Source organism: Pseudomonas sp. NPDC087336 (genome assembly GCF_044744285.1).
Taxonomy (GTDB): domain Bacteria; phylum Pseudomonadota; class Gammaproteobacteria; order Pseudomonadales; family Pseudomonadaceae; genus Aquipseudomonas.
Genome location: NZ_JBIUYA010000027.1, coordinates 40,784 through 59,035, shown reverse-complemented (window position 1 = coordinate 59,035; position 18,252 = coordinate 40,784). Strand labels below are relative to the sequence as shown.

22 protein-coding genes and 2 pseudogenes are annotated in these 18,252 nt (G+C 59.2%); 11 read left to right on the top strand and 13 right to left on the bottom strand.

The genetic code is table 11. The annotated features are described in order from the left end of the window. Positions 1-97 precede the first annotated feature (97 nt). Positions 98-370, top strand: coding sequence for a hypothetical protein (locus ACIO0C_RS23820; protein ID WP_401315662.1), 273 nt, complete (start codon positions 98-100; stop codon positions 368-370). Between the two features lie 37 nt (positions 371-407). On the opposite strand, the gene ACIO0C_RS23815 is transcribed toward ACIO0C_RS23820, so the two are convergent. Next, positions 408-632: a hypothetical protein gene (locus ACIO0C_RS23815; protein ID WP_401315660.1), complete on the bottom strand. Its 225-nt coding sequence runs from the start codon at positions 630-632 to the stop codon at positions 408-410. 288 nt (positions 633-920) lie between these two features. Between ACIO0C_RS23815 and ACIO0C_RS23810 the strand changes: the two genes are divergently transcribed. The 3 genes from ACIO0C_RS23810 to ACIO0C_RS23800 are packed head-to-tail and all read left to right on the top strand — an operon-like array spanning position 921 to position 4,874. Next, entirely contained in the window at positions 921-2,219 is a 1,299-nt protein-coding gene (locus ACIO0C_RS23810) for an exo-alpha-sialidase (RefSeq protein WP_401315659.1), read from the top strand. Continuing rightward, a complete protein-coding gene (locus ACIO0C_RS23805) occupies positions 2,216-2,809 on the top strand; it encodes a hypothetical protein (RefSeq protein WP_401315658.1) in 594 nt (197 codons plus the stop codon). Before ACIO0C_RS23810 ends, ACIO0C_RS23805 begins: the two co-directional genes overlap by 4 nt. Positions 2,810-2,840: 31 nt before the next feature. Beyond that, entirely contained in the window at positions 2,841-4,874 is a 2,034-nt protein-coding gene (locus ACIO0C_RS23800) for an LTA synthase family protein (RefSeq protein ID WP_401315657.1), read from the top strand. A gap of 11 nt (positions 4,875-4,885) precedes the next feature. On the opposite strand, the gene ACIO0C_RS23795 is transcribed toward ACIO0C_RS23800, so the two are convergent. The 4 genes from ACIO0C_RS23795 to ACIO0C_RS23780 all read right to left on the bottom strand — a co-directional run bounded on the left by ACIO0C_RS23795 (position 4,886) and on the right by ACIO0C_RS23780 (position 7,302). Further along, the gene (locus ACIO0C_RS23795) at positions 4,886-5,365 is read right to left on the bottom strand and encodes a DUF6130 family protein (RefSeq protein WP_401315656.1); all 480 of its coding nucleotides are present in this window, start codon (positions 5,363-5,365) and stop codon (positions 4,886-4,888) included. An 11-nt stretch (positions 5,366-5,376) separates the two neighbouring features. Next, the gene (locus tag ACIO0C_RS23790; RefSeq protein ID WP_401315655.1) at positions 5,377-6,051 is read right to left on the bottom strand and encodes an NADPH-dependent F420 reductase; all 675 of its coding nucleotides are present in this window, start codon (positions 6,049-6,051) and stop codon (positions 5,377-5,379) included. A 214-nt stretch (positions 6,052-6,265) separates the two neighbouring features. Next, a complete protein-coding gene (locus tag ACIO0C_RS23785; RefSeq protein WP_401315654.1) occupies positions 6,266-6,745 on the bottom strand; it encodes a hypothetical protein in 480 nt (159 codons plus the stop codon). 95 nt (positions 6,746-6,840) lie between these two features. Further along, the gene (locus ACIO0C_RS23780; protein WP_401315652.1) at positions 6,841-7,302 is read right to left on the bottom strand and encodes an anti-virulence regulator CigR family protein; all 462 of its coding nucleotides are present in this window, start codon (positions 7,300-7,302) and stop codon (positions 6,841-6,843) included. Between the two features lie 167 nt (positions 7,303-7,469). Here ACIO0C_RS23780 and ACIO0C_RS23775 point away from each other — a divergent pair, with 167 nt between their 5' ends. Further along, positions 7,470-8,207 (top strand): metallophosphoesterase, encoded by a 738-nt coding sequence (locus ACIO0C_RS23775; protein ID WP_401315650.1) that lies wholly within the window; start codon positions 7,470-7,472, stop codon positions 8,205-8,207. A gap of 114 nt (positions 8,208-8,321) precedes the next feature. Next, positions 8,322-8,630: a hypothetical protein gene (locus tag ACIO0C_RS23770; protein WP_401315648.1), complete on the top strand. Its 309-nt coding sequence runs from the start codon at positions 8,322-8,324 to the stop codon at positions 8,628-8,630. 66 nt (positions 8,631-8,696) lie between these two features. Here the strand turns inward: ACIO0C_RS23770 and ACIO0C_RS23765 are convergent, their stop codons facing one another. Then, positions 8,697-8,879, bottom strand: coding sequence for a hypothetical protein (locus ACIO0C_RS23765; protein WP_401315647.1), 183 nt, complete (start codon positions 8,877-8,879; stop codon positions 8,697-8,699). Positions 8,880-9,122: 243 nt separating this feature from the next. On the opposite strand from ACIO0C_RS23765, the gene ACIO0C_RS23760 reads away from it, so the two are divergent. Continuing rightward, positions 9,123-9,326, top strand: coding sequence for a hypothetical protein (locus tag ACIO0C_RS23760; protein WP_401315646.1), 204 nt, complete (start codon positions 9,123-9,125; stop codon positions 9,324-9,326). Positions 9,327-9,585: 259 nt separating this feature from the next. After that, positions 9,586-9,822, top strand: a complete 237-nt coding sequence (locus ACIO0C_RS23755) for a hypothetical protein (RefSeq protein WP_401315645.1) — start codon at positions 9,586-9,588, stop codon at positions 9,820-9,822. Positions 9,823-9,861: 39 nt separating this feature from the next. Here the strand turns inward: ACIO0C_RS23755 and ACIO0C_RS23750 are convergent, their stop codons facing one another. Continuing rightward, positions 9,862-10,713, bottom strand: a complete 852-nt coding sequence (locus tag ACIO0C_RS23750) for a sugar phosphate isomerase/epimerase family protein (protein ID WP_401315644.1) — start codon at positions 10,711-10,713, stop codon at positions 9,862-9,864. Position 10,714: 1 nt separating this feature from the next. Continuing rightward, entirely contained in the window at positions 10,715-11,791 is a 1,077-nt protein-coding gene (locus tag ACIO0C_RS23745) for an NAD(P)/FAD-dependent oxidoreductase (protein ID WP_401315642.1), read from the bottom strand. Here ACIO0C_RS23745 and ACIO0C_RS23740 point away from each other — a divergent pair. Beyond that, a pseudogene (locus ACIO0C_RS23740) lies at positions 11,745-12,686 on the top strand (Gfo/Idh/MocA family protein); the annotation flags it as partial. The gene ACIO0C_RS23745 and the pseudogene ACIO0C_RS23740 overlap by 47 nt on opposite strands. 139 nt (positions 12,687-12,825) lie before the next feature. Here the strand turns inward: ACIO0C_RS23740 and pobA are convergent. Next, on the bottom strand, positions 12,826-14,013 hold the full coding sequence (pobA, locus tag ACIO0C_RS23735) for a 4-hydroxybenzoate 3-monooxygenase (RefSeq protein ID WP_401315641.1): 1,188 nt from the start codon (positions 14,011-14,013) through the stop codon (positions 12,826-12,828). 202 nt (positions 14,014-14,215) lie between these two features. On the opposite strand from pobA, the gene ACIO0C_RS23730 reads away from it, so the two are divergent. Together ACIO0C_RS23730 and ACIO0C_RS23725 are read left to right on the top strand one after the other, a co-directional pair. After that, entirely contained in the window at positions 14,216-15,097 is an 882-nt protein-coding gene (locus ACIO0C_RS23730; protein WP_401315639.1) for a helix-turn-helix domain-containing protein, read from the top strand. 15 nt (positions 15,098-15,112) lie between these two features. Continuing rightward, positions 15,113-15,252, top strand: a pseudogene (locus tag ACIO0C_RS23725) (DNA cytosine methyltransferase); the annotation flags it as partial. On the opposite strand, the gene ACIO0C_RS23720 reads toward ACIO0C_RS23725, so the two are convergent. From ACIO0C_RS23720 to ACIO0C_RS23705, 4 genes are all read right to left on the bottom strand, one after another. Next, entirely contained in the window at positions 15,249-15,488 is a 240-nt protein-coding gene (locus tag ACIO0C_RS23720; RefSeq protein ID WP_401315638.1) for a hypothetical protein, read from the bottom strand. The pseudogene ACIO0C_RS23725 and the gene ACIO0C_RS23720 sit on opposite strands and share 4 nt — an antisense overlap. 106 nt (positions 15,489-15,594) lie before the next feature. Beyond that, a complete protein-coding gene (locus tag ACIO0C_RS23715) occupies positions 15,595-15,834 on the bottom strand; it encodes a hypothetical protein (protein WP_401315637.1) in 240 nt (79 codons plus the stop codon). Between the two features lie 120 nt (positions 15,835-15,954). Beyond that, positions 15,955-16,764, bottom strand: a complete 810-nt coding sequence (locus tag ACIO0C_RS23710) for a helix-turn-helix transcriptional regulator (RefSeq protein ID WP_401315636.1) — start codon at positions 16,762-16,764, stop codon at positions 15,955-15,957. Between the two features lie 76 nt (positions 16,765-16,840). Further along, a complete protein-coding gene (locus tag ACIO0C_RS23705; protein WP_401315635.1) occupies positions 16,841-18,190 on the bottom strand; it encodes an MFS transporter in 1,350 nt (449 codons plus the stop codon). Positions 18,191-18,252 lie beyond the last annotated feature (62 nt).

Genomic DNA, 18,252 nt, shown 5'->3' with positions numbered 1-18,252 from the left:
CGGCTTGTCTCAAACCTGCCGCTCGTCCGCCACAGCGCACCATCCTTCACGCCGCTCTTCCAATGCAGTACATCCCCTCGCACGGAAGACTCAAACGATGAACATAACCCTTGCCACCCTCATGCTTACGGGCTTGCTGTCGGCCTCGCCGCTTTACGTGCAGGCCAGCGAGAAAACCACCGAGGATGCAACGATTCCACCTTCGGCACTTCCCGGCCTCAACCAACCTGAATCCAACGAGGAAAAGGCCGATAAAAAAGGTGAGGAAGCGGCGGGTTCAAACGCCGGTGCCGATGCGCACGCCATAAAGAAAGACGCAGCGTCGGAAGATGACGGCGACAACCAGAGAGGTAGCAAGTCGGGGAGCTGATCGACCCCTACCCCTCTTTCAAAAGACCCCGGATGTATCAGTCGTCCCGGTCGGCGCGATCGCGATAACGACGGTTGTCGCGATCATCGTCACGACGATCATATCGATGGTCATACCCTCGATCATCATCGCGGTCATAGCCACGGCGATGATCATGGTCGTGATATCGACCGTACCTTTCTCCGTCTTCCCAGTGAGGTCCGCAGCCTCCCAGCAAGAGCAGGCTGGAAAGGGCCAGGGTCATCATTACTGCGCGTTTCATTTGAGCATCCTGAAGGTTCGGGTGTGAGAGGGTTTCGGCCGGTGGAAATCCCCCACGGCGTTGAAACCCTGTCTATGACCATTCAGTAACCCAATGATTCCGTTGGCAAATACAACAGGCAGGTGTGCGCGTGGCGCGGGCTTTTTCGACCCTGAAAAAAATCGCCCTTGGAGCGCTCACTCAACTTGCAGACAACAGCCTGCGTAACAAAAATTCTTACAATCCAATAATGTACTAAGGTATGGGGTTGAGTGTTCTAATGGGCCTTGAAATGCCAAAGGCTCAATCATGCGCATCAAATTTCCCGGCATTCCTGCATTCGGCATCTACTTTGCCCTGGTTTGCCTGTTCGCGGCTGCATGGATCACCCACCCGGCCCCCGAGCATTCGCCCTTTGCCCTGATCAATCCGGCCTCGGCTGTGGCGGACAAGGAAGCCAAGCCCATCTATACCAGCCGTTTCGCCTCCTCCGGGCTGGTGGATTTCGTGCATTCCGCGGCGGTCACTGCCTTGCCTGACGGGAGCCTGATGGCGGTCTGGTTCGCTGGCACCCGCGAAGGCGCAGCCGATGTGCAGGTGCGTTCCGCCCGTTTCAACCTGAGTACCGGCGAGTGGGGGGAGGAACAGGTCATGGCGACCCGGGACTCGACCCAGCAAAGCACGCGAAAGTACATCCGCAAACTGGGCAACCCGGTCATTGCCCTCGCACCGGACAACCGCTTGTGGCTGTTCTACGTTTCCGTATCCATGGGCGGCTGGGCCGGTAGCGCGGTCAATGTGATGGTTTCAGACGACTTTGGCGGGCATTGGTCGGCGCCGCGCCAATTGATCACTTCACCTTTCCTGAACATCAGCACCCTGGTCCGGTCGGCACCGCTGTTCCATGCCGACGGCTCCATCGGGCTGCCCGTCTACCACGAATTCCTCGGCAAGTTTGCCGAGTACCTGTACTTGAGCGCAGACGGTGATGTGATCGATAAATTCCGCATCAGCCACGGCAATAATTCATTGCAACCGGCGATCGTTCCGCTGGATGGCCAGCGCGGCATCGCCTTGTTGCGTTATGCCGGTGACACCTATCACCGGGTCCTGGCGAGCCGCACCGAAGACGCCGGGCAAAACTGGAGCGAACCCTATCCGCTGGTTCCTTCGAACCCCAATTCCTCGCTGGCGGCCGTTGCAACGCCCGAACACGGCTTGCTGGTGGCACTCAATGACCTGCAGGAGGGGCGCTTCAAGCTGAGCCTGTATGTCACCGATGCGAAAATGGACGACTGGCGCCTGTTGCACGACCTGGACAAATCACCGGATCCGGAGGGCGATCCGTACACTCCCCTGGTCTACAAGGAAATCATCGGCAAACAGTTCCGTGGTTCCAGTGGCAAGCTGCGCCAGGCGCTGGAAGCGCAATTCCTGGCCAACCTCGACAAACGTGTGTGTAAAAGCCAGGAATGTGAGTTCGAATATGAATACCCCTACTTCATCCGCAGTCCCGACGGCATGTATCACCTGGTGTATTCCTGGAACAACACCTTCATCAAACACGTCACATTCAACGATGCCTGGCTGTCCGAGCGTCTCCAATGATTAACCTGTGGCAGGCCCATGCCAGCTTCGCGATGATCATCTTCCTGTTACTGCCGTCTTTTGGCCTGAACAGGGGCTGGCGCATCGTACTGCTGCTTGCCTTGCTGGCCGCCAGCTTCATACCGCTGGGCGGGTTGTCGCTGGCCGCTTACCTGCGCAGCCATATCGATGACCTTGCGATCACCTCATTGGTGTTCATGGCATGGGGGTGTTTGCGCAGGCTGGGTGTGTTGCCGCCTGAGCGGCAGGGTCAAACCAGCGTATTGATCCTCTTCGCCGCGCTGGCGCTGGTGCTTTACCCGGCAACCCTGGGCCTGAGTGACCTGGACCCTTACCGGAGAGGCTACAGCCCGCGCCCCCTGTTGTTGTTCGTCGCACTGATGACGCTGGGCCTGTTCTACCTGCGCCATTACCTGGCCGTGGTGATGCTGACCTGTGCGACCCTGGCCTTCATCGTCGGAATCAAGCCTTCCCACAACTATTGGGATTACCTGGTCGATCCGTTGCTGGGGCTGTATTGCTGTCTGACGCTGCTGATACTAGGGGCGCGTTGGGCGTATCGCCGGCTCACCGCCCTGCGCGGCGCTTGAAATTCAACAAAATCTTATTAAGGAAACTGGCATGGGCTGGCTGAAGTCGAGACGTCTGCATTACTGGCTGGGCGCAACAGCGATCGCCTTTGTGCTGATTGCACTGCTGCGGGTGGTGTTCTTTTTCGGCTTTTCCGGTTTCGACGCCAAAGCCCTGGGCGACGAACATGTGCTGACAACCCTGGGCATCGGCTTTCGGTTCGACTTGCGCCTGGCCATCCTGGTGATGCTGCCGCTGGCGTTGCTAGCCTGGATCCCGCGCTGGAACCTTGTCGGCAGCCGCTTCCTGCGCGGCATCGCCCGCCTGTACCTGGTCGCCGCCCTCAGCGCTGTGCTGCTGATCTACATCATCGATTTTGGCCACTACGCCTACCTCGGGGTGAGGATCAACGCCACGGTGTTGCGCTTCATCGAGGATGCGCAAATATCCCGTGACATGGTCTGGCAAACCTACCCGGTCATCTGGATCTCACTGGGCTGGCTGGCCACCGTCGCGTTGGTGACACTGGCCCTGGTGCGTCTGGAACGCGTCACGCTGGACCGCCCGCGCCAAACCACTCACCCGCTCTCCGCGACATGGGGCGGTGCGGTGATGGTGGTGCTGGTGCTGCTGGGTATCCTGGGTCGTGTCGAACACCTGAACCTGGAAAATCCCGTGCCGCTGCGCTGGAGCGATGCGTTCTTCTCGGGCAATAACCAGATCGCCGCGCTGGGCCTGAACCCGGTGATTTTTTTCTACGACACCGTCAAGGTCGGCCAGTCGCGCTATGACGAAGCACAGGTGCGCGAACATTACGCGGTCATGGCCCACTATCTGGGCGTCGACAAACCTGATCCGCAAACCCTCGACTTCGTCCGCCACCAGGCGCCACAACCCTACAAGATCAACGGCTCGCGGCCACCGAACGTGATGTTCGTCATGCTTGAGTCGCTGGGCACCAGCGCTGTCGGGGCCTATGGCAACCCGATCAATCCAACGCCCAATATCGATCGCCTGGCCACGCAGAGCTGGTTCTTCAAGCACTTCTATGTGCCGGTTACGGGGACGGCCAAAACCGTCTGGGCCAGCATTACCGGGGTACCTGACGTCACCCGACAGGAAACCGCGACGCGCAACCCATTGATCACCCGGCAGAACACGCTGATCAATGCCTTCACCGGCTACGACAAGATCTACACCATTGGCGGCAACTCCGGCTGGGCCAACATGAATGCCCTGATCCGGCAAAGCATCGACGGCGTTCGCCTGTTCGACGAGCGCGACTGGAAATCACCGGTGGTGGATGTGTGGGGCATCTCGGACCTGGACCTGTTCAAGGAAACCGACCAGATCCTGCAAGCGCTGCCCAAGGACAAACCGTTCTTCGCCTACGTGCAAACGGCCGGCAACCATCGCCCCTTCACGATTCCAAAGAGCAATGACGGTTTCGAGGTCAAGCACCCTACCCTGGAACAGGTCCAGGCCGCAGGCTCGCGCAGTGTCGAGCAATACAACGCCGTGCGCCTGCTGGACTTCAACATCGGACGCCTGATGGAAATTGCCAAGGCCGGCGGCTGGTACGAAAACACCATTTTCGTGCTGTTTGGCGACCACAACACCCGTATCGCCCAGATCCCCTTCCTCGCACCGGCCTACGAGCAACTGGGCCTGGAAAGCAACGCGGTACCGATGATCATCCACGCGCCAGGCCTGATCGGAACGCGCAAGGTCGAGGAAGCCGTCGGCCTGGTGGACCTGCTGCCAACCGTAGCGGGAATGGCCGGCCTGGAGTTTCGCAACAGCGGCATGGGCCGCGATATCCAGCAGCCCGCGCCCGAAGGCGAACGTGTGGTGCCACTGGTGTTGCGTGAAGGCACCTTCCCGCTGATTGCCGGTGTGACGCAACACTACATGGTGCAGATGGAGCACGACGGCAGCTCGCCAACCCTGCATGACCTGGCCTCTGCGACGCCGCTGGACAACGTCGCCGAGCAAAACCCCGAGGAGTTCAAGCGACTGTCACGGTTGACCCGCGCCATGCATGAAACCTCGCGGTTGATGCTGTACCAGAACGTACGCGAGTAACCCGTCGACGATTACGGTTTTACCGCATGACCATCGTCAGTGTGAGGGGTGGCAGCGAGTTGCTTGTCCGGAACCGTAAAACTCACTGTCGTGCTGGTGAGGATCTTGTGCGTCGGGTCAGCCACTTCGAGCAGTACCTTGTGGGTGCCGGGCGTCAGTCCGACCAGGATGATCGGGTCTTCACTGGTGTGCGCCCATGTACCCTTCCAGTCGTCGACGGTCACGTGAAGGTGACCCAGGCGTGGGGACACATCGGCAGCTGCCTTACCGAATACCGGCATGATCCTGGCGTGCTCTGTTCGATACTGGATAATGACGACGCCGCGGGCGAGCGGCTCGGCAAGCGGCGCATAGGCAATGAGTCTTGGGGCCGTCTCGGATTCCAGTGGCAGTATTGCCGGTGGGTGATCGGTGTCTGCCGCCCCTTGGCCGAACGCTGTCGTGCAAAAGAACACTCCCCAGGCAAGGGCCAACAGGTTTGCGGGAGCCATGGTGTTTCCTCCTAAGGGTCCAGCCTGCGCTTGAGTTCGTCTTCGTTCCAAAGGCCGCTGAGCGGGCCGCCCGGTAAACCTTCATTGGCTCGCGCCAGCGGGAAAATAACCGGTAAAAACCCGGCGTCGCGCACCAACCGTGCGCCGATGTCCCGGGCCTGGGCGTCGTCAGCGAAAACCGCAATCGCCTGGTCTTTACCGGACTGGTCTTTCATCGATGCATAGCCTATGGCGTTGAACGCCCGCACCAGGCGTATGCCGGGCAGATATTGCTGGTCCGCCGAGGCGACGCCCATCTCCAGCGCCTTGCGCCCGACCTCTGCGTCACGGCCGCTGAACGGGTTGCTGGTACTCAACACCACCTTGCCGTCCAGCTTGCCCTGGAGCTGCTCGGACAACTCTGGCATCGCGCCATAGGGAACACTCAACACGATCACATCGCCCCATGCCGCGGCATCAATCACCGAGCCCGCCTGGGCGTTGGGGCCGGCGCTCTTGACCAGATCCGTCAGCTCCTCGGGGTGGCGTGAGGAAAACATGACCGAGTGCCCGGCCTTTACCCAGAGCGTACCCAGCGTACCGCCGACGTTACCGGAGCCGATGACGCCGATCTTGAGGGTGTCCGCCATTGCCTGGCTGGCGCAAATGACCATGCCGGCGAACATCAAAATGAGGATTCTGGACATACGCTGCGCTCCTGCGTTGGAAAGCAGCCTCCTGTCCACACGACAGGAGCCTGCAACACCAAGGTGAAGACTAGCTGCTTATTGCTGATCCTCGAGGACGCTGGGTAAAACGCTTACCGATCTGCATTACAAAAAAAAATCCCGGAAACAGACGTCTCCGGGATTTTTTTGGAAAGCCTGGCCGCTAAAAAGTCGCTTGCCTGGCCGTTTCCGCTCAATGGGATTTTTTTGGCGCGCCGGCTTTACTCAATCCCTTCGAGTTGTGATCGCCCGGCGTCGACGTTGAAATAGCCCTGGCCTTATCCAGGCCGCGCGTATCTTTGGACTGGGCAATGCCTGAAGTCGTGGTGCCGTGACCCTTGTCACTATTACGATCACTGCCGTAATGGTTGCCACTTATGCCGTGGTCGCGAACCGACTTGCCGGCATGATCACTGCTCAAACCCTCGCCGCGGCCGTTACTGCCAGAGTGACCGGAACCGCTGTGACCGCCACCATTACCGCCGCCATGACCACCACCGCTTCCGCCGCCATGGCCACCGCCATTTCCGCCACCACCACCACCACCACCACCACCACCTTCTTTCGCATAGGCGGCGTTCATGATGGACAGGTCAGCAGGGAGTAACGGGGCGGCTGCAAGCATCATGGCAAATGACATTACAGCTACGAGACTCTTGTTTTTAAAAAGCATGATAGCTTCCGTGAGGGTTGATTTCGCATTCCTTACGACGCGTAACCCCCCTGACAGTTCAACTCCGACGACGGACGGAATGCCCCCAGTCATCATCAATCGAAAGCGCCGTTGAGCACTTCATAGATAAGACCGGTAGCGATCGCCACCAATATCAAGTCGGTGCCCGCCTGCTGCCATTCATACCCGTCATAATGAGGCAGACTGCCGATCAGCCGGCCATCGAGCTTTTTGGCAATCCCCGGCGGAAGCGGTTTACCTCGGGCAAGGTTCTTTTGAATACCGGGTGGTAACGCAGGTCCGGGGCTCCAGTAGTCCCGATGCCCATCGACAATGCCAATAATGCTTCCCCGATTGATGCTTGGACCATTATCCCAATCACCGCCTCCTGAATGCTTTCCTTTGCTGCCCTGGTTGCCATGCTCCTGGCTGTTTGGCGAATTGCCCTTTGCATTTCCCTGCCCCTTGCCATTACCTGGATCGGCCAATGCCGGCGCGGAGCCAGAAACCAATGCAACACAGGCAATAGCGGCAATCAACGAGCGTTTTCTGAACATATCCGTTCTCTCAGAAAGGGAGTATCCCTTGGAATGTAGACGCTTCGAGGCGAAGCCATGGCAACATTTCAAGAAACATCTGTGACATGGGCCACACCCCTGGCGCATGCTTAAGCGGTGATCGACCAGTAACAAAAGCAACGCCTTCTGCCGTACCGGAGTGCCCCATGATCGCAACCATCGAGGTGCCGCGCATCCAGCGCTTCGCTGCAAACACCGCTGGTCGGGATTTCGCGGTAGGTGACATTCACGGTCACTTCACCCGATTGCAGGCCGCACTGGATGCGGCCGGTTTCGATCCTGTCGTCGACCGCCTGTTCAGTGTCGGAGATCTGATCGATCGTGGACCCGAGTGCCGAGGCACCCTGGGCTGGCTTGCCAAGTCATGGTTTCACCCGGTGTGCGGCAACCATGACGACTTCGTGGTCCACTTCGACACGTGCGACATCGTCAGCTGGATCTGCAACGGCGGGTCATGGTTCACCCAACTTTCGCCGTTCGAGCAACAAGCGTTCGCGCTGCAGTTCACTGAGCTGCCGATTGCCATCGAGATCGAGACGCCTGGCGGATTGGTCGGGATCATCCACGCCGATTGCCCCGTGCCATCATGGGATCAACTGCGCACCGAACTCCAATCACCTGAAAGCGACAAGCAGCTGCGACTCGTGCAGCTGCGCTGCATGTGGTCACGCACCCGGATTCTCGCCGGTGATACCGGCGGCGTCGAAGGACTTCGCGCCCTGGTGGTCGGCCATACACCACTTAAGCAAGCTGTAGTGCTGGGCAACGTGTACCACATCGACACAGGCGGCTGGATGGACGGTCATTTCACACTGCTGGATCTCGCAACCCTGCAGTGCTACCCGCCGATTGATCCTGAGCCGGGTTTCGATTGGGAGCGTTGAAAGCCTTCCGGTCTAGACCAGACTCGCCGTTCGTCCAAAGCCCGGCACTCGCAATGCGCCGCGATCTCTCATGTACAGGCACGGACATCCCGCGCATCAGAACGGAGAACCAGCATGGACATTGACGAGAATGCACTGGGCAACAGGTCGCAACAGGACGTGACGCGAACAACGGACAACGAAACCGGCCATGACCCAAGGAAGGATGAGCCCGAGGTGCCATTGCCGCCGGACGATGAAGCGCCTGTCGATGAAGAGATGACAGATGTGAATGCCAATGACTCAGTGTCGAGTGAGCATCCGGTCGCAGGACAAAGCGGTCGCGTCGACGATCCTGACGCCGCCCCACAAATGAACGATCAGGACGAAAATGACAAGGAGGCTCGCGGCTTGCCCGCGAGCGATCCTGAATCAGGTGCCTGAATCGGTTCGGAACATTCAGATGCCCGCTCAGCGCGGGCTTTTTTAAATCCCGGATTCATCAAACTGTTAGATATTGTCGTCCTGGTCTTCTTGATCAATCGAATCAAGGTAGTCCAGGTCATCATCTTCTTCGTCTTCATCGTCAAGAATGCCTTGAGCGTCTACTTCAACCCAGGGTTCCTCATCGTGGAATTCGTGATCGAGCAGATGGTCGTGCTCGGGCTCTGGAATATCAATCTCATCGCTCATTTACATTTCCTGCATTGACTAAATTGCGCATAGGGCACCGGAGCGCCTTTTGCCAAACTCTACAAACCGAATCACCCCTTATCTTGCTAGCAACTATGCCACGTGGCGGCCTTGCAAGGCATCATGAAGATTCAAAGATGAATTCGGCAACACCAGACAGCAACCCAGCTTATCCTTATGGGATGTGCGCCGAAAATTCCGGATCGTCGGCGTTGTCGATCCCTTACTACAGAAATTTTGACTATGTCAAAGAAGCGCCAGGCAGAAACTCCAACAGCAACCGCTGCGGACATTGAACGAGCTATCCAGGCCCTGAACAAAATGGCTGAACGACTATGGGGGGATGACAGGGAAGCTGAGGCCAAAGCCCTCCTCGATGCCTTGGACGCATTAAACCGGGCGCTTGACCGGATCAGGATTGGAGAGAGTCGCAAGACTCTCCATTGAGACAAAATCGGGCCTGCACGTGATGTGCGCACTCCCGTCACGCCTTCGTCACACTGGCCATGCACACTGCAGTCAGCCAAAGGGATTTGGCTACGTGATTGGAAAGCCCGACCCAGTGTCGGGCTTTTTCTTTTGCGGTCAGATCCACCCATGCACTGCACAGTGCTGTTTGCGTTGGATCCTTCGCCCAGGTTATGCGAGACATTTGCCTGCTAAGCTTTCTTCACTAAAGCAGACCCCACCCGCTGGAGGAACGGCCATGCCTGACGATCCCACCCCCGCCCTGCTCTATCGCCTCAACCAGAACATCATGGCCTTAAGCTGCGCCGTTGAGGAGATCAGCATCTGGATTGATCAGCGCGGCGCTTCGCAAGTGTCCAACCGTATTGAGGAACATCTGGCGGTGATTACCGGAAACGCGGACTTCATTGCCGAAACCCTCGCAGAGCTGATTGCCCGGTGTAAACCTGAAGAAGAGACTGACCCTGAAGACTGAAGCCCATGCTCGCGGCAATCGATGATCTGATCAGTGAAATCAAACTTTTGACGTGGCCGATCTCACTTGGCAATCGTTCCAGACCCCACGCATCAGCGCCTTCAACATCAATGCCTCTGCCCAGCGATCCGTGATGTCATGCCCATCAGCCCCCGTGATCGCATAAGGCGGCGGACCGAGTTCGCAGGTGAAGGACAGGCTGGCGGGTGTATCCGGGCGGGCCAGCCAATGTTCGATCCCGTAGCGCCACCAGCCCAGGAACCGGTCCAGCCAGGGTCGATGCTGGGCGAAGCTCAAGGGCACCTGGACCTGCTCGCCGTTGGCGACCCGACCGTGAAAACCCCAACTGTGGTGCAAGATGGCAAGGATCTGTTCCTCGTCTTCAGGGGTAGCCGACTCAGGCAATTCCCGGCCCACGACGTAGTGGGACAAGTCGGCCAACAGCTTGAGATCAGGCATTTGCGCGAGAATGTCGAGGGTGAACAACAGGTCGCTGGTGAGGCGATAACGGTGGGTCTCCAACAGGATTGGAAAGTCCACCTGCTCGGCCAGACGTTGCCAGCCTTCGATCAGCTCGATGGCTTGGTCCAGCGAACGCGGCCGGACGTCTGCCTGTAACGTGAGGTGGTGACAGCCGTAGCGGGAGGCGACATCGAGCGCGGCTGCCAGATCATCCACGGTCCGGGGGAACAGCTGACCTTCGATTTGCAGGCCTTGCGCCTTGGCCGCGGCGCTCAGGCGTGCCACCTGTGGTGCCACCCAGAAATGGTCGGTGATCCCGTCGAAACCGGCGGCGGCGATTTTCTCCAGTTGCGTTTCAAGGGAAAGGTCGCATTGGCCACGGTGATCCTGCATGGCCCACAGGGACTGAAATACCAGGAATTCGCGCATGTCAGTTCCTCAACAAATGCTTGAGCGAAACATCGGCATCGGCTAAAGCGACCACGGAGAGCGCGGTTTGGCTGGCGATCAGCCGTTCGCACAATTTGATGTCCTTGGCCACGCTATTGCCCTGACCCCAGCCGCAAGCCCCTAGCAGGCGTTGTTCGGCATCGAGGTAGAACAACAGGAAACCACCACCCGGGGTTTCCCGGCTCGCCGTCGGTTCAGTGTTGGCGATGGCGCCTACGGTTTGCAGCCCCCAGTCGTACTGATCGGACCAAAAGCCGGGAATGACGTCGAAGGGCCGCTCGCCCCCCAGCAGGTTCAGCGCGGCGTGACGGCCCTGGATTTCGGCGTTACGCCAGGTTTCCTGACGCTGGAACCCCCCTTGCGGGTGCAGAGGAAATTCACAGACATCGCCTGCCGCAAAGATGTCCGGCGCACTGGTGCGCAGCTGCGCATCGACGCGAATGCCCTGACCCACTTGCAGCCCGGCGGCCACGGCCAACTCGGTGTTGGGTTGCATGCCGATGCCCACCACGACCAGGTCGCAGGGCAACAACTGGCCGTCGACCAGCTGCACCGCTTCAGCGCGGATTGCGCCCTGCACCGTTTCAATCGCCACGTTCAGCCGGACATCCACGCCCTGACGGCGATGCAGTTCCAGCAGGACATTGGACAATCGCTCCGGCAGGACGCGACCTGCCAGGCGCGGCCCGGCTTCGAGCAAGGTCACCGTGCAACCCAGGGCACGGGCCGTCGCGGCGACCTCGAGGCCGATAAAGCCACCGCCGATGACCACCAATCGGGCGCCTGGCCGCAGCGAATCGCGCAGTGCGATGGCCTCGTCATGGGTGCGCAGATAAAGTACGTTGGGCAGATGCCCGGGCACCGAGGGCAGCAGCCGCGCCCTGCCCCCGGTCGCGAGCAACAGGCGGGCGTAATGCAACCAACTGCCGTCGGCCAACTGCAATCGATGTCGCTGCGGGTCGAGGTTTTTCACCGGGTTGCCGGCCAGGTGCTCGATGCCCAGTTCGGGCAACTGGCAGCAATTGATCGACGACCCCAAGGTCACCTTGATCGCCATCACCACCCCCAACCACCTGCACTACCCCATGGCCATGGCCGCCATTGCCGCTGGCAAGGGGGTGTACTGCGAAAAACCGCTGGCGGTGAGCCTTGAACAGGCCAACGCCATGCACCTGGCAGCCAAGGATGCCGGTGTGGTCACCCGTGTGGGCTACAACTACCAGCACAACCCGATCATCGGCTTGGCGCGGGAGTTGATTCAGAGCGGCAGTCTCGGTGAGATCATCAGCTTTCAAGGCGAATTCAGCGAAGACTTCATGGCCGATCCAGCGTCCCCCTGGTCATGGCGCTGTGAGGCCGAACATGCCGGTGGCGCGCTGGCGGACCTGGGCAGCCACTTGCTGGGCATGGCGCGCTATCTGCTCGGTAATGTCGAAGCGGTATGCGCCGATTCCCAGACCGTACACCGCCAGCGCCCGGCCACCGCCGGTAGCCAGGAACAACGCAGCATTGGCGTCGACGATCAGGTCCATGCGTTGCTGCGCTTCGCCAGCGGCGCGCGCGGCACCTTCAGCAGCAGTTGGCTCAAGCACGGCTACAAGAATCATCTGAGTTTCGAGATCAGTGGCACCCAAGGGACCCTGTCATTCGATCAGGAGCGTCTGAATGAGTTACGCCTGTGCCGCGTTGGCCAGGATGGTTTCCAGCGTTTACTGGCCGGGCCGAACCTGCCCGGGTATGCCGCGTTCAGTCCAGCGCCGGGGCATCAGCTGGGCTACAACGAGTTGAAGACGCTGGAAGTGCATGAGTTGATCATGGCCCTGGCCGGCCGCGGACAAGCCGGCACCGATTTCGAGCAAGCCCTGGAAGTGGAGCGGCTGGCGACGGCGATTCGATTGGCGGCGCGGGAACAGCGCTGGGTCAACGTCAGCGAGGTGAGTACGGCAGATTGAACGGTGTGACGGCCTGACCTTCCACAGCCGATGAAATAGCAGGCTATGCAGGAACACGTGGCGAGCATCGATCAGCAGGTTGTGATCGATGCGCGGCGTATTCACTTCACAACCTGGCGGCGGGTGATGTAGAAGCGGATTACTCGATCGCTTCGTAGGGCAGCCCCACGTAGTTTTCGGCAATGTTGACCAAACCTGCATGCGAGTTGAAGAAATATTCGCGGTCGGCTCGCTGCATCTTCTGGTCCCACGCGTCCTTGTGCTCGCCGAAGTCGTGTAGCAGGTTGGTCATGAACCAACTGAAACGCTCACCCTTCCAGACACGGCGCAATGCCAGTTCGGAGTATTTCTCCAACAAGTCGGTACGACCCTCCTGGTAAACCTTGACCAGGATGCGATACAGGTAGCACACGTCCGAGGCGGCCAGGTTCAAGCCCTTGGCGCCGGTTGGCGGTACGATGTGGGCGGCGTCGCCGAGCAGGAACAATTTTCCGTACTGCATCGGCTCGACCACGTAGCTGCGCAGCGGCGCGATGCTCTTCTCCAGCGAAGGACCGGTCACCAGTTTGTCCACCACCTCGTGTGGCAGGCGTGCCTTGAGTTCTCCCCAGAAACGCTCATCGGACCACTCCTCGACCTTGTCGGTCAGCGGCACTTGCAGGTAGTAACGGCTACGGGTCAGCGAGCGCTGGCTGCACAACACGAAACCACGGTCGTGGTGGGCATAGATCAATTCGTGGTTGACCGGAGGAGTGTCGGACAGCAAGCCCAGCCAGCCGAATGGATACACGCGCTCGTAGTGGGTGAGAACCTCGTCGGGAATGCTCTTGCGGGCGACACCGTGGAAGCCGTCGCACCCGGCGATGTAATCGCAGTCGATCCGGTGGGTCTGGCCATCTTTCTCGTAGGTGACGTAGGGGTTGGCGCCCTTCATGTCGTGGGGCTGCACGTTTTCGACCGAATAGATGATCGGCGCACCCTGGGCGCTGCGGGCTTCCATCAAATCGCGTGTGACTTCGGTCTGCCCATAGACCATGACGGTCTTGCCACCGGTCAGCGCCTTGAGGTCGACATGAATACGCTTGCCGGCCACCAGCAACTCGACGCCCTCGTGGACCAGGCCTTCGGCATCCATGCGTTCAGATACACCTGCTTCGCGCAGCAGGTCTACGGTGCCTTGCTCCAGCACCCCGGCACGAATGCGGCTGAGGACGTAATCGGGTGTCTGGCGTTCGAGGATGACGTTGTCGATGCCGGCGTTATGCAGCAATTGGCCGAGCAGGAGTCCGGAAGGGCCGGCGCCGATAATAGCAACCTGAGTTTTCATTATTTTTAATCTCTGATGTGCGCTCCAACCGCTGGCAAACCGCGACCGGATTTAGTTGTTATATTTCTCTCCTGCATTTTTACTGACAAAATCTGGAATAAAAGGTGATTTTCCAGAGGAAAATTGCACTTTTACAAATCCGGTTCGATTATCGAACGACTCGACACACGATGCATTTCCACTCTCAAGGTCGCCGAGCACGATGAAAACCAGCGTCAATAACATCCCGGTCTTCAAGCTGTATGGTGAAAACAAGGCGTGGTCCACCCCGGACTTGCTGCACTGTGAATCCATACCCAAACGCAGCAGCCTGCACCATTGGGAGATCAAGCCTCACCGTCACGCCGACCTGTTCCAGCTGCTCTATGTGCAACGCGGCCAGGCGGTGGTCGAGATCGAGGGCAAGCGCAGTGACGTGCTGGAAGCGGCCATCCAGGTCATTCCCCCGCTGACCGTGCATGGTTTTCAGTTCTCGGAAAAAATCGAGGGTTATGTGCTCACCCTCGCCGCGCCGCTGGTGGCCCGGCTGGAGTCGCAACTGGGCGCACCGCTGACCGTCCTGGCGTCTTGCGGGTGCTACCCGGTCGGGCGTGATCGCCGCTATATCAACACCCTGTTTGCCGCTCTGCTTCAGGAATACGAAAGCAGCGCACCGGCGCGCGACGTGCTCATGCACTCGCTGGTCAGTGTGCTGATGGTCTGGACCAGTCGCCATCGTCAACTCAGCACGCCGCCGAGCAATCGGGGCGAACGCGACCAGCACTTGCTCAGCCACTTCATCAAGTTGGTAGAGCAACACTACCGCGAACACCTGTCGGTGGAAGTGTTCGCCCAGCGCATCGGTGTTTCCAGCGTGCACCTGAATACCCTGTGCCGCGAACTGGCCGGGCAGACCGCGCTGCAGATCATTCACCAACGCCTGCTGCTGGAAGCCAAGCGCAATCTGACTTACACCAACATGAGCATCAACCAGTTGTCCGACAGCCTGGGCTTCAGCGACCCGACTTATTTTTCACGTTTCTTTCGCCGCCTCGCTGGCCAGTCACCGAATGCCTTTCGCAGCGTCGGGCAAAGCGGCACGTGAGTCTTCAGCTTCACCAGCGAGGCCCTTGCCGCTGTGTCGTTTCCCGCTGACTCGAAGCGACCGGGAAACCACCGACTGACTATGTACATGGCTGGCAACGCATGCCGCCGTTAGCCGGGCAACGGATCATCGAGGCAGTGATGGCGACAGCTTAAACCTGGATCAGAACGCTCGCCTGCTGCGAGTCAATAGTCGGGATCAGCCCCGAGCCCTGTTGATGTGCGAGCCATTCCCGAGTCAACTTCACGTTGAATCGCCAGCCATGGGTATCCATCCACACTAGTGCTGTATGAGTAATTCGATAGTGGCCGCACTTCGCGCAGGCTCTTTCCTGGTAATCATCACCCACATCGACGTTCGAAGCAGGCTCATCGCAAATCAGGCACTCCATATCGACCTCCATTGGCTCAACACCTAACTTTAGACGATTCCCCCCCCCCCTCCACCGCCGAGGCTTGACCCCGTCTTTCGCCAAACCGCCGCAGCACCATGAAACGCTAAACGTCGATCAAGCGAGCCGCCTGGTGCGAATCGATGGTTGGAATCATTACAGAACCTCGTTGATCCGCGAGCCACTTGCGAGTCAGTGCTACGTCGAAGCGCCAGCCATGGGCTTTCATTAAAACAATTGCCGCACCGGTGATCCGATAGTGTCCGCAGTTTTGGCACACCCTTTCCAGATAGTCAGCATCCACATCAATTGCCACTGCGGGGTCGTTGCAAATCAAGCAAGTCATGAACCTCCCCCTTTTTGGCTGATTGCTCAACTGTAGATGATACCAACAGTCCCTTCACTGAACAGGAAAGCGGCCAGCGTATCCACGAACCGCAAAAAAACGTGGCCCGTGTCAGCGGGTTCAGGCCCACTCCGCCCGAGTGGCCAGCCCAAACAATTCACGCAGGCCATTGATGCCCAGCTTGCGGTACAGGCGTTTGGCATAGGTCGCGGCGCTGACGGGACGAACGCCCAGTTGTTCGGCGATGTCTTCCACAGCGAGACCGCTCAACATCAGGCGCAGCAACTCCTGCTCACGAACGGTCAGCGCCACGTGCTGCTGCCTGATCACCCGCTCGGCCAACAACAGGGGCATTTCGTTGGCCTGGAGGTACGCGTGGTAATGCAGGCGCACGGACTGAATCAATAGCGGTGCGATGGTTTCCAGGTAGTTCATTTCCCGTTCGGAAAAACGTCCATGCTCACGGCCACGGTAGAAGTTCACCGACAGCCAGCGGTTACTTTCGCAGTGCGTCAGCAAGGCCACCCGCTCGGAAATCTGCGGCTGCTCGTAACAGATGCGCCGGTACTCGCCATGGGTGATGTCATCGATGGACTGGCGCTGCACGATGGTGCTGTGCCCGCCGTTGCTCTGGCTCATGGCCAGCTGGTTGCCATCCTGGCCAAAGAAGCGCTGCACATATTTGTTGGAAATCACTGGCAGCGACACTTCCCGCGCCCGATCCGCGAACGAGAACACCTGCGGGTTACGGCGCTTGGGATAAGCGAAGATGGTGCACTGGGCCAACGGTACAGCGGGGCCGATGACCTGCAGCAGATCAGCCGCCAGGAATCTGCTGCGGTTCAGGCCAATCCTGGCGAGCAGATTGGCCGTGTGGCCAATATTGAGGCTGTGTTCACTGCTGCCGGGGCGTAACGGCCAGTACTGCATGACGAATACTCTCTGAGTGTCGGGCACAGGTTTTGTCGTGATTGCCAAAAGCTCGTGCCCGGTACTTTATCATCCTTCAGCGTTCAGGCTCTGGCGCCTCTGGCGTTGCAATGGGCAGGCGCAAGGCCAGCAGCGCCCCGAGTATCATCAGAATAGCCGCATAGGCAAAGCCTGAGCCGAAACTCTGGGTCAGGTCTTTCAACCAGCCCACCACCAGCGGATTGACCGCCGAGCCAATATTGCCCACGGCATTGATGACGGCGATGCCCACGGCACGGGCACGGAAACTCAACGCCTGGTCGGGCGTGGTCCAGAATATCGACATGGCGCTGTATGAGCCGCTGGCGGCCATGCACACACCCAGCAGTTGCAAGGGCGCTGCGCTCGACAGCGCCGTGAGTATCCAGCCGGCCCCGGCCAGCAGCATGGGCAGCACCAGGTGCCAGCGTCGCTCACGGGTACGGTCCGAATGCAGGCCCCAGACGATCATCAGGATGATGGTGCAGACTTGTGGGATCGCCGCCAGAAAGCCAATCAGCTCGTTGCTGTTGGCGGTGTTGAAGCTTTTTACGATCAACGGCGTCCATACCGCAATCATTGCCAGGGTGTTGACCAGGCAAAAATAGACCAGGCAGAACAGCAGGATTGGCGGTGAAACCAGTTCGGCCCACACACTGCGAGTATCTCCCGAGACGGCGGCCGGTGCAGCGTTACGATCCGCCTCCAGTGCGTGGTGCAGCAGTTTTTGTTCTTCGCTATCGAGCCACTTCGCCTGTTGCGGACGGTCATCCAGGTAACTGAACACCACGCACCCCATCAGCACCGAGGGCAGGCCTTCGAGCAGAAACAGCCATTGCCAGCCCTTCAACCCCCATGTGCCATCCAACCCCAGGATCAGCCCCGACAATGCCGCGCTGAAACCCGCGGTAAACGGCATCGCGATCATGAAAAGCGCATTGGCGCGGGCCCGATAGGCGGCGGGAAACCAGAAGGTCAGGTACAGCAACACGCCAGGCAGGAAACCCGCTTCGGTCACCCCGACCAGAATGCGCAGCAGGTAGAGCGAGGTGGCGTCCGTGGCGAACAGGGTGCAAGTGGACGCCAGCCCCCAGGCAATCATCAGGCTGCCGATCCAGCGGCGCGCACCGATGCGCGCCAGGGCGATGTTGCTGGGGATGCCACAGGCAATGTAAGCGATGTAGAAGAAGGTGGAGGCCAGGCCGAACTGAGTGCCACTCAGGCCCAGGTCGCCCATCATGGTCAGGCCGGCGAAACCGATATTGATGCGATCCAGAAACGACAGCACGAAGCAGACGAATAAAAAGCCGATCAGTCTTTTCGAGACCTTTTTACAGACCTGCTGGTAGCGGTCTTGAGCACTCGCAACCGCCGAGGGGGTCGCGCTGACACTATGACTGCGAGTCATTGGGGGACTTCCCGATTTTTGTTATAGGAAGGCTCGCCGGCTTGAACAGACAAGCCGGCGGC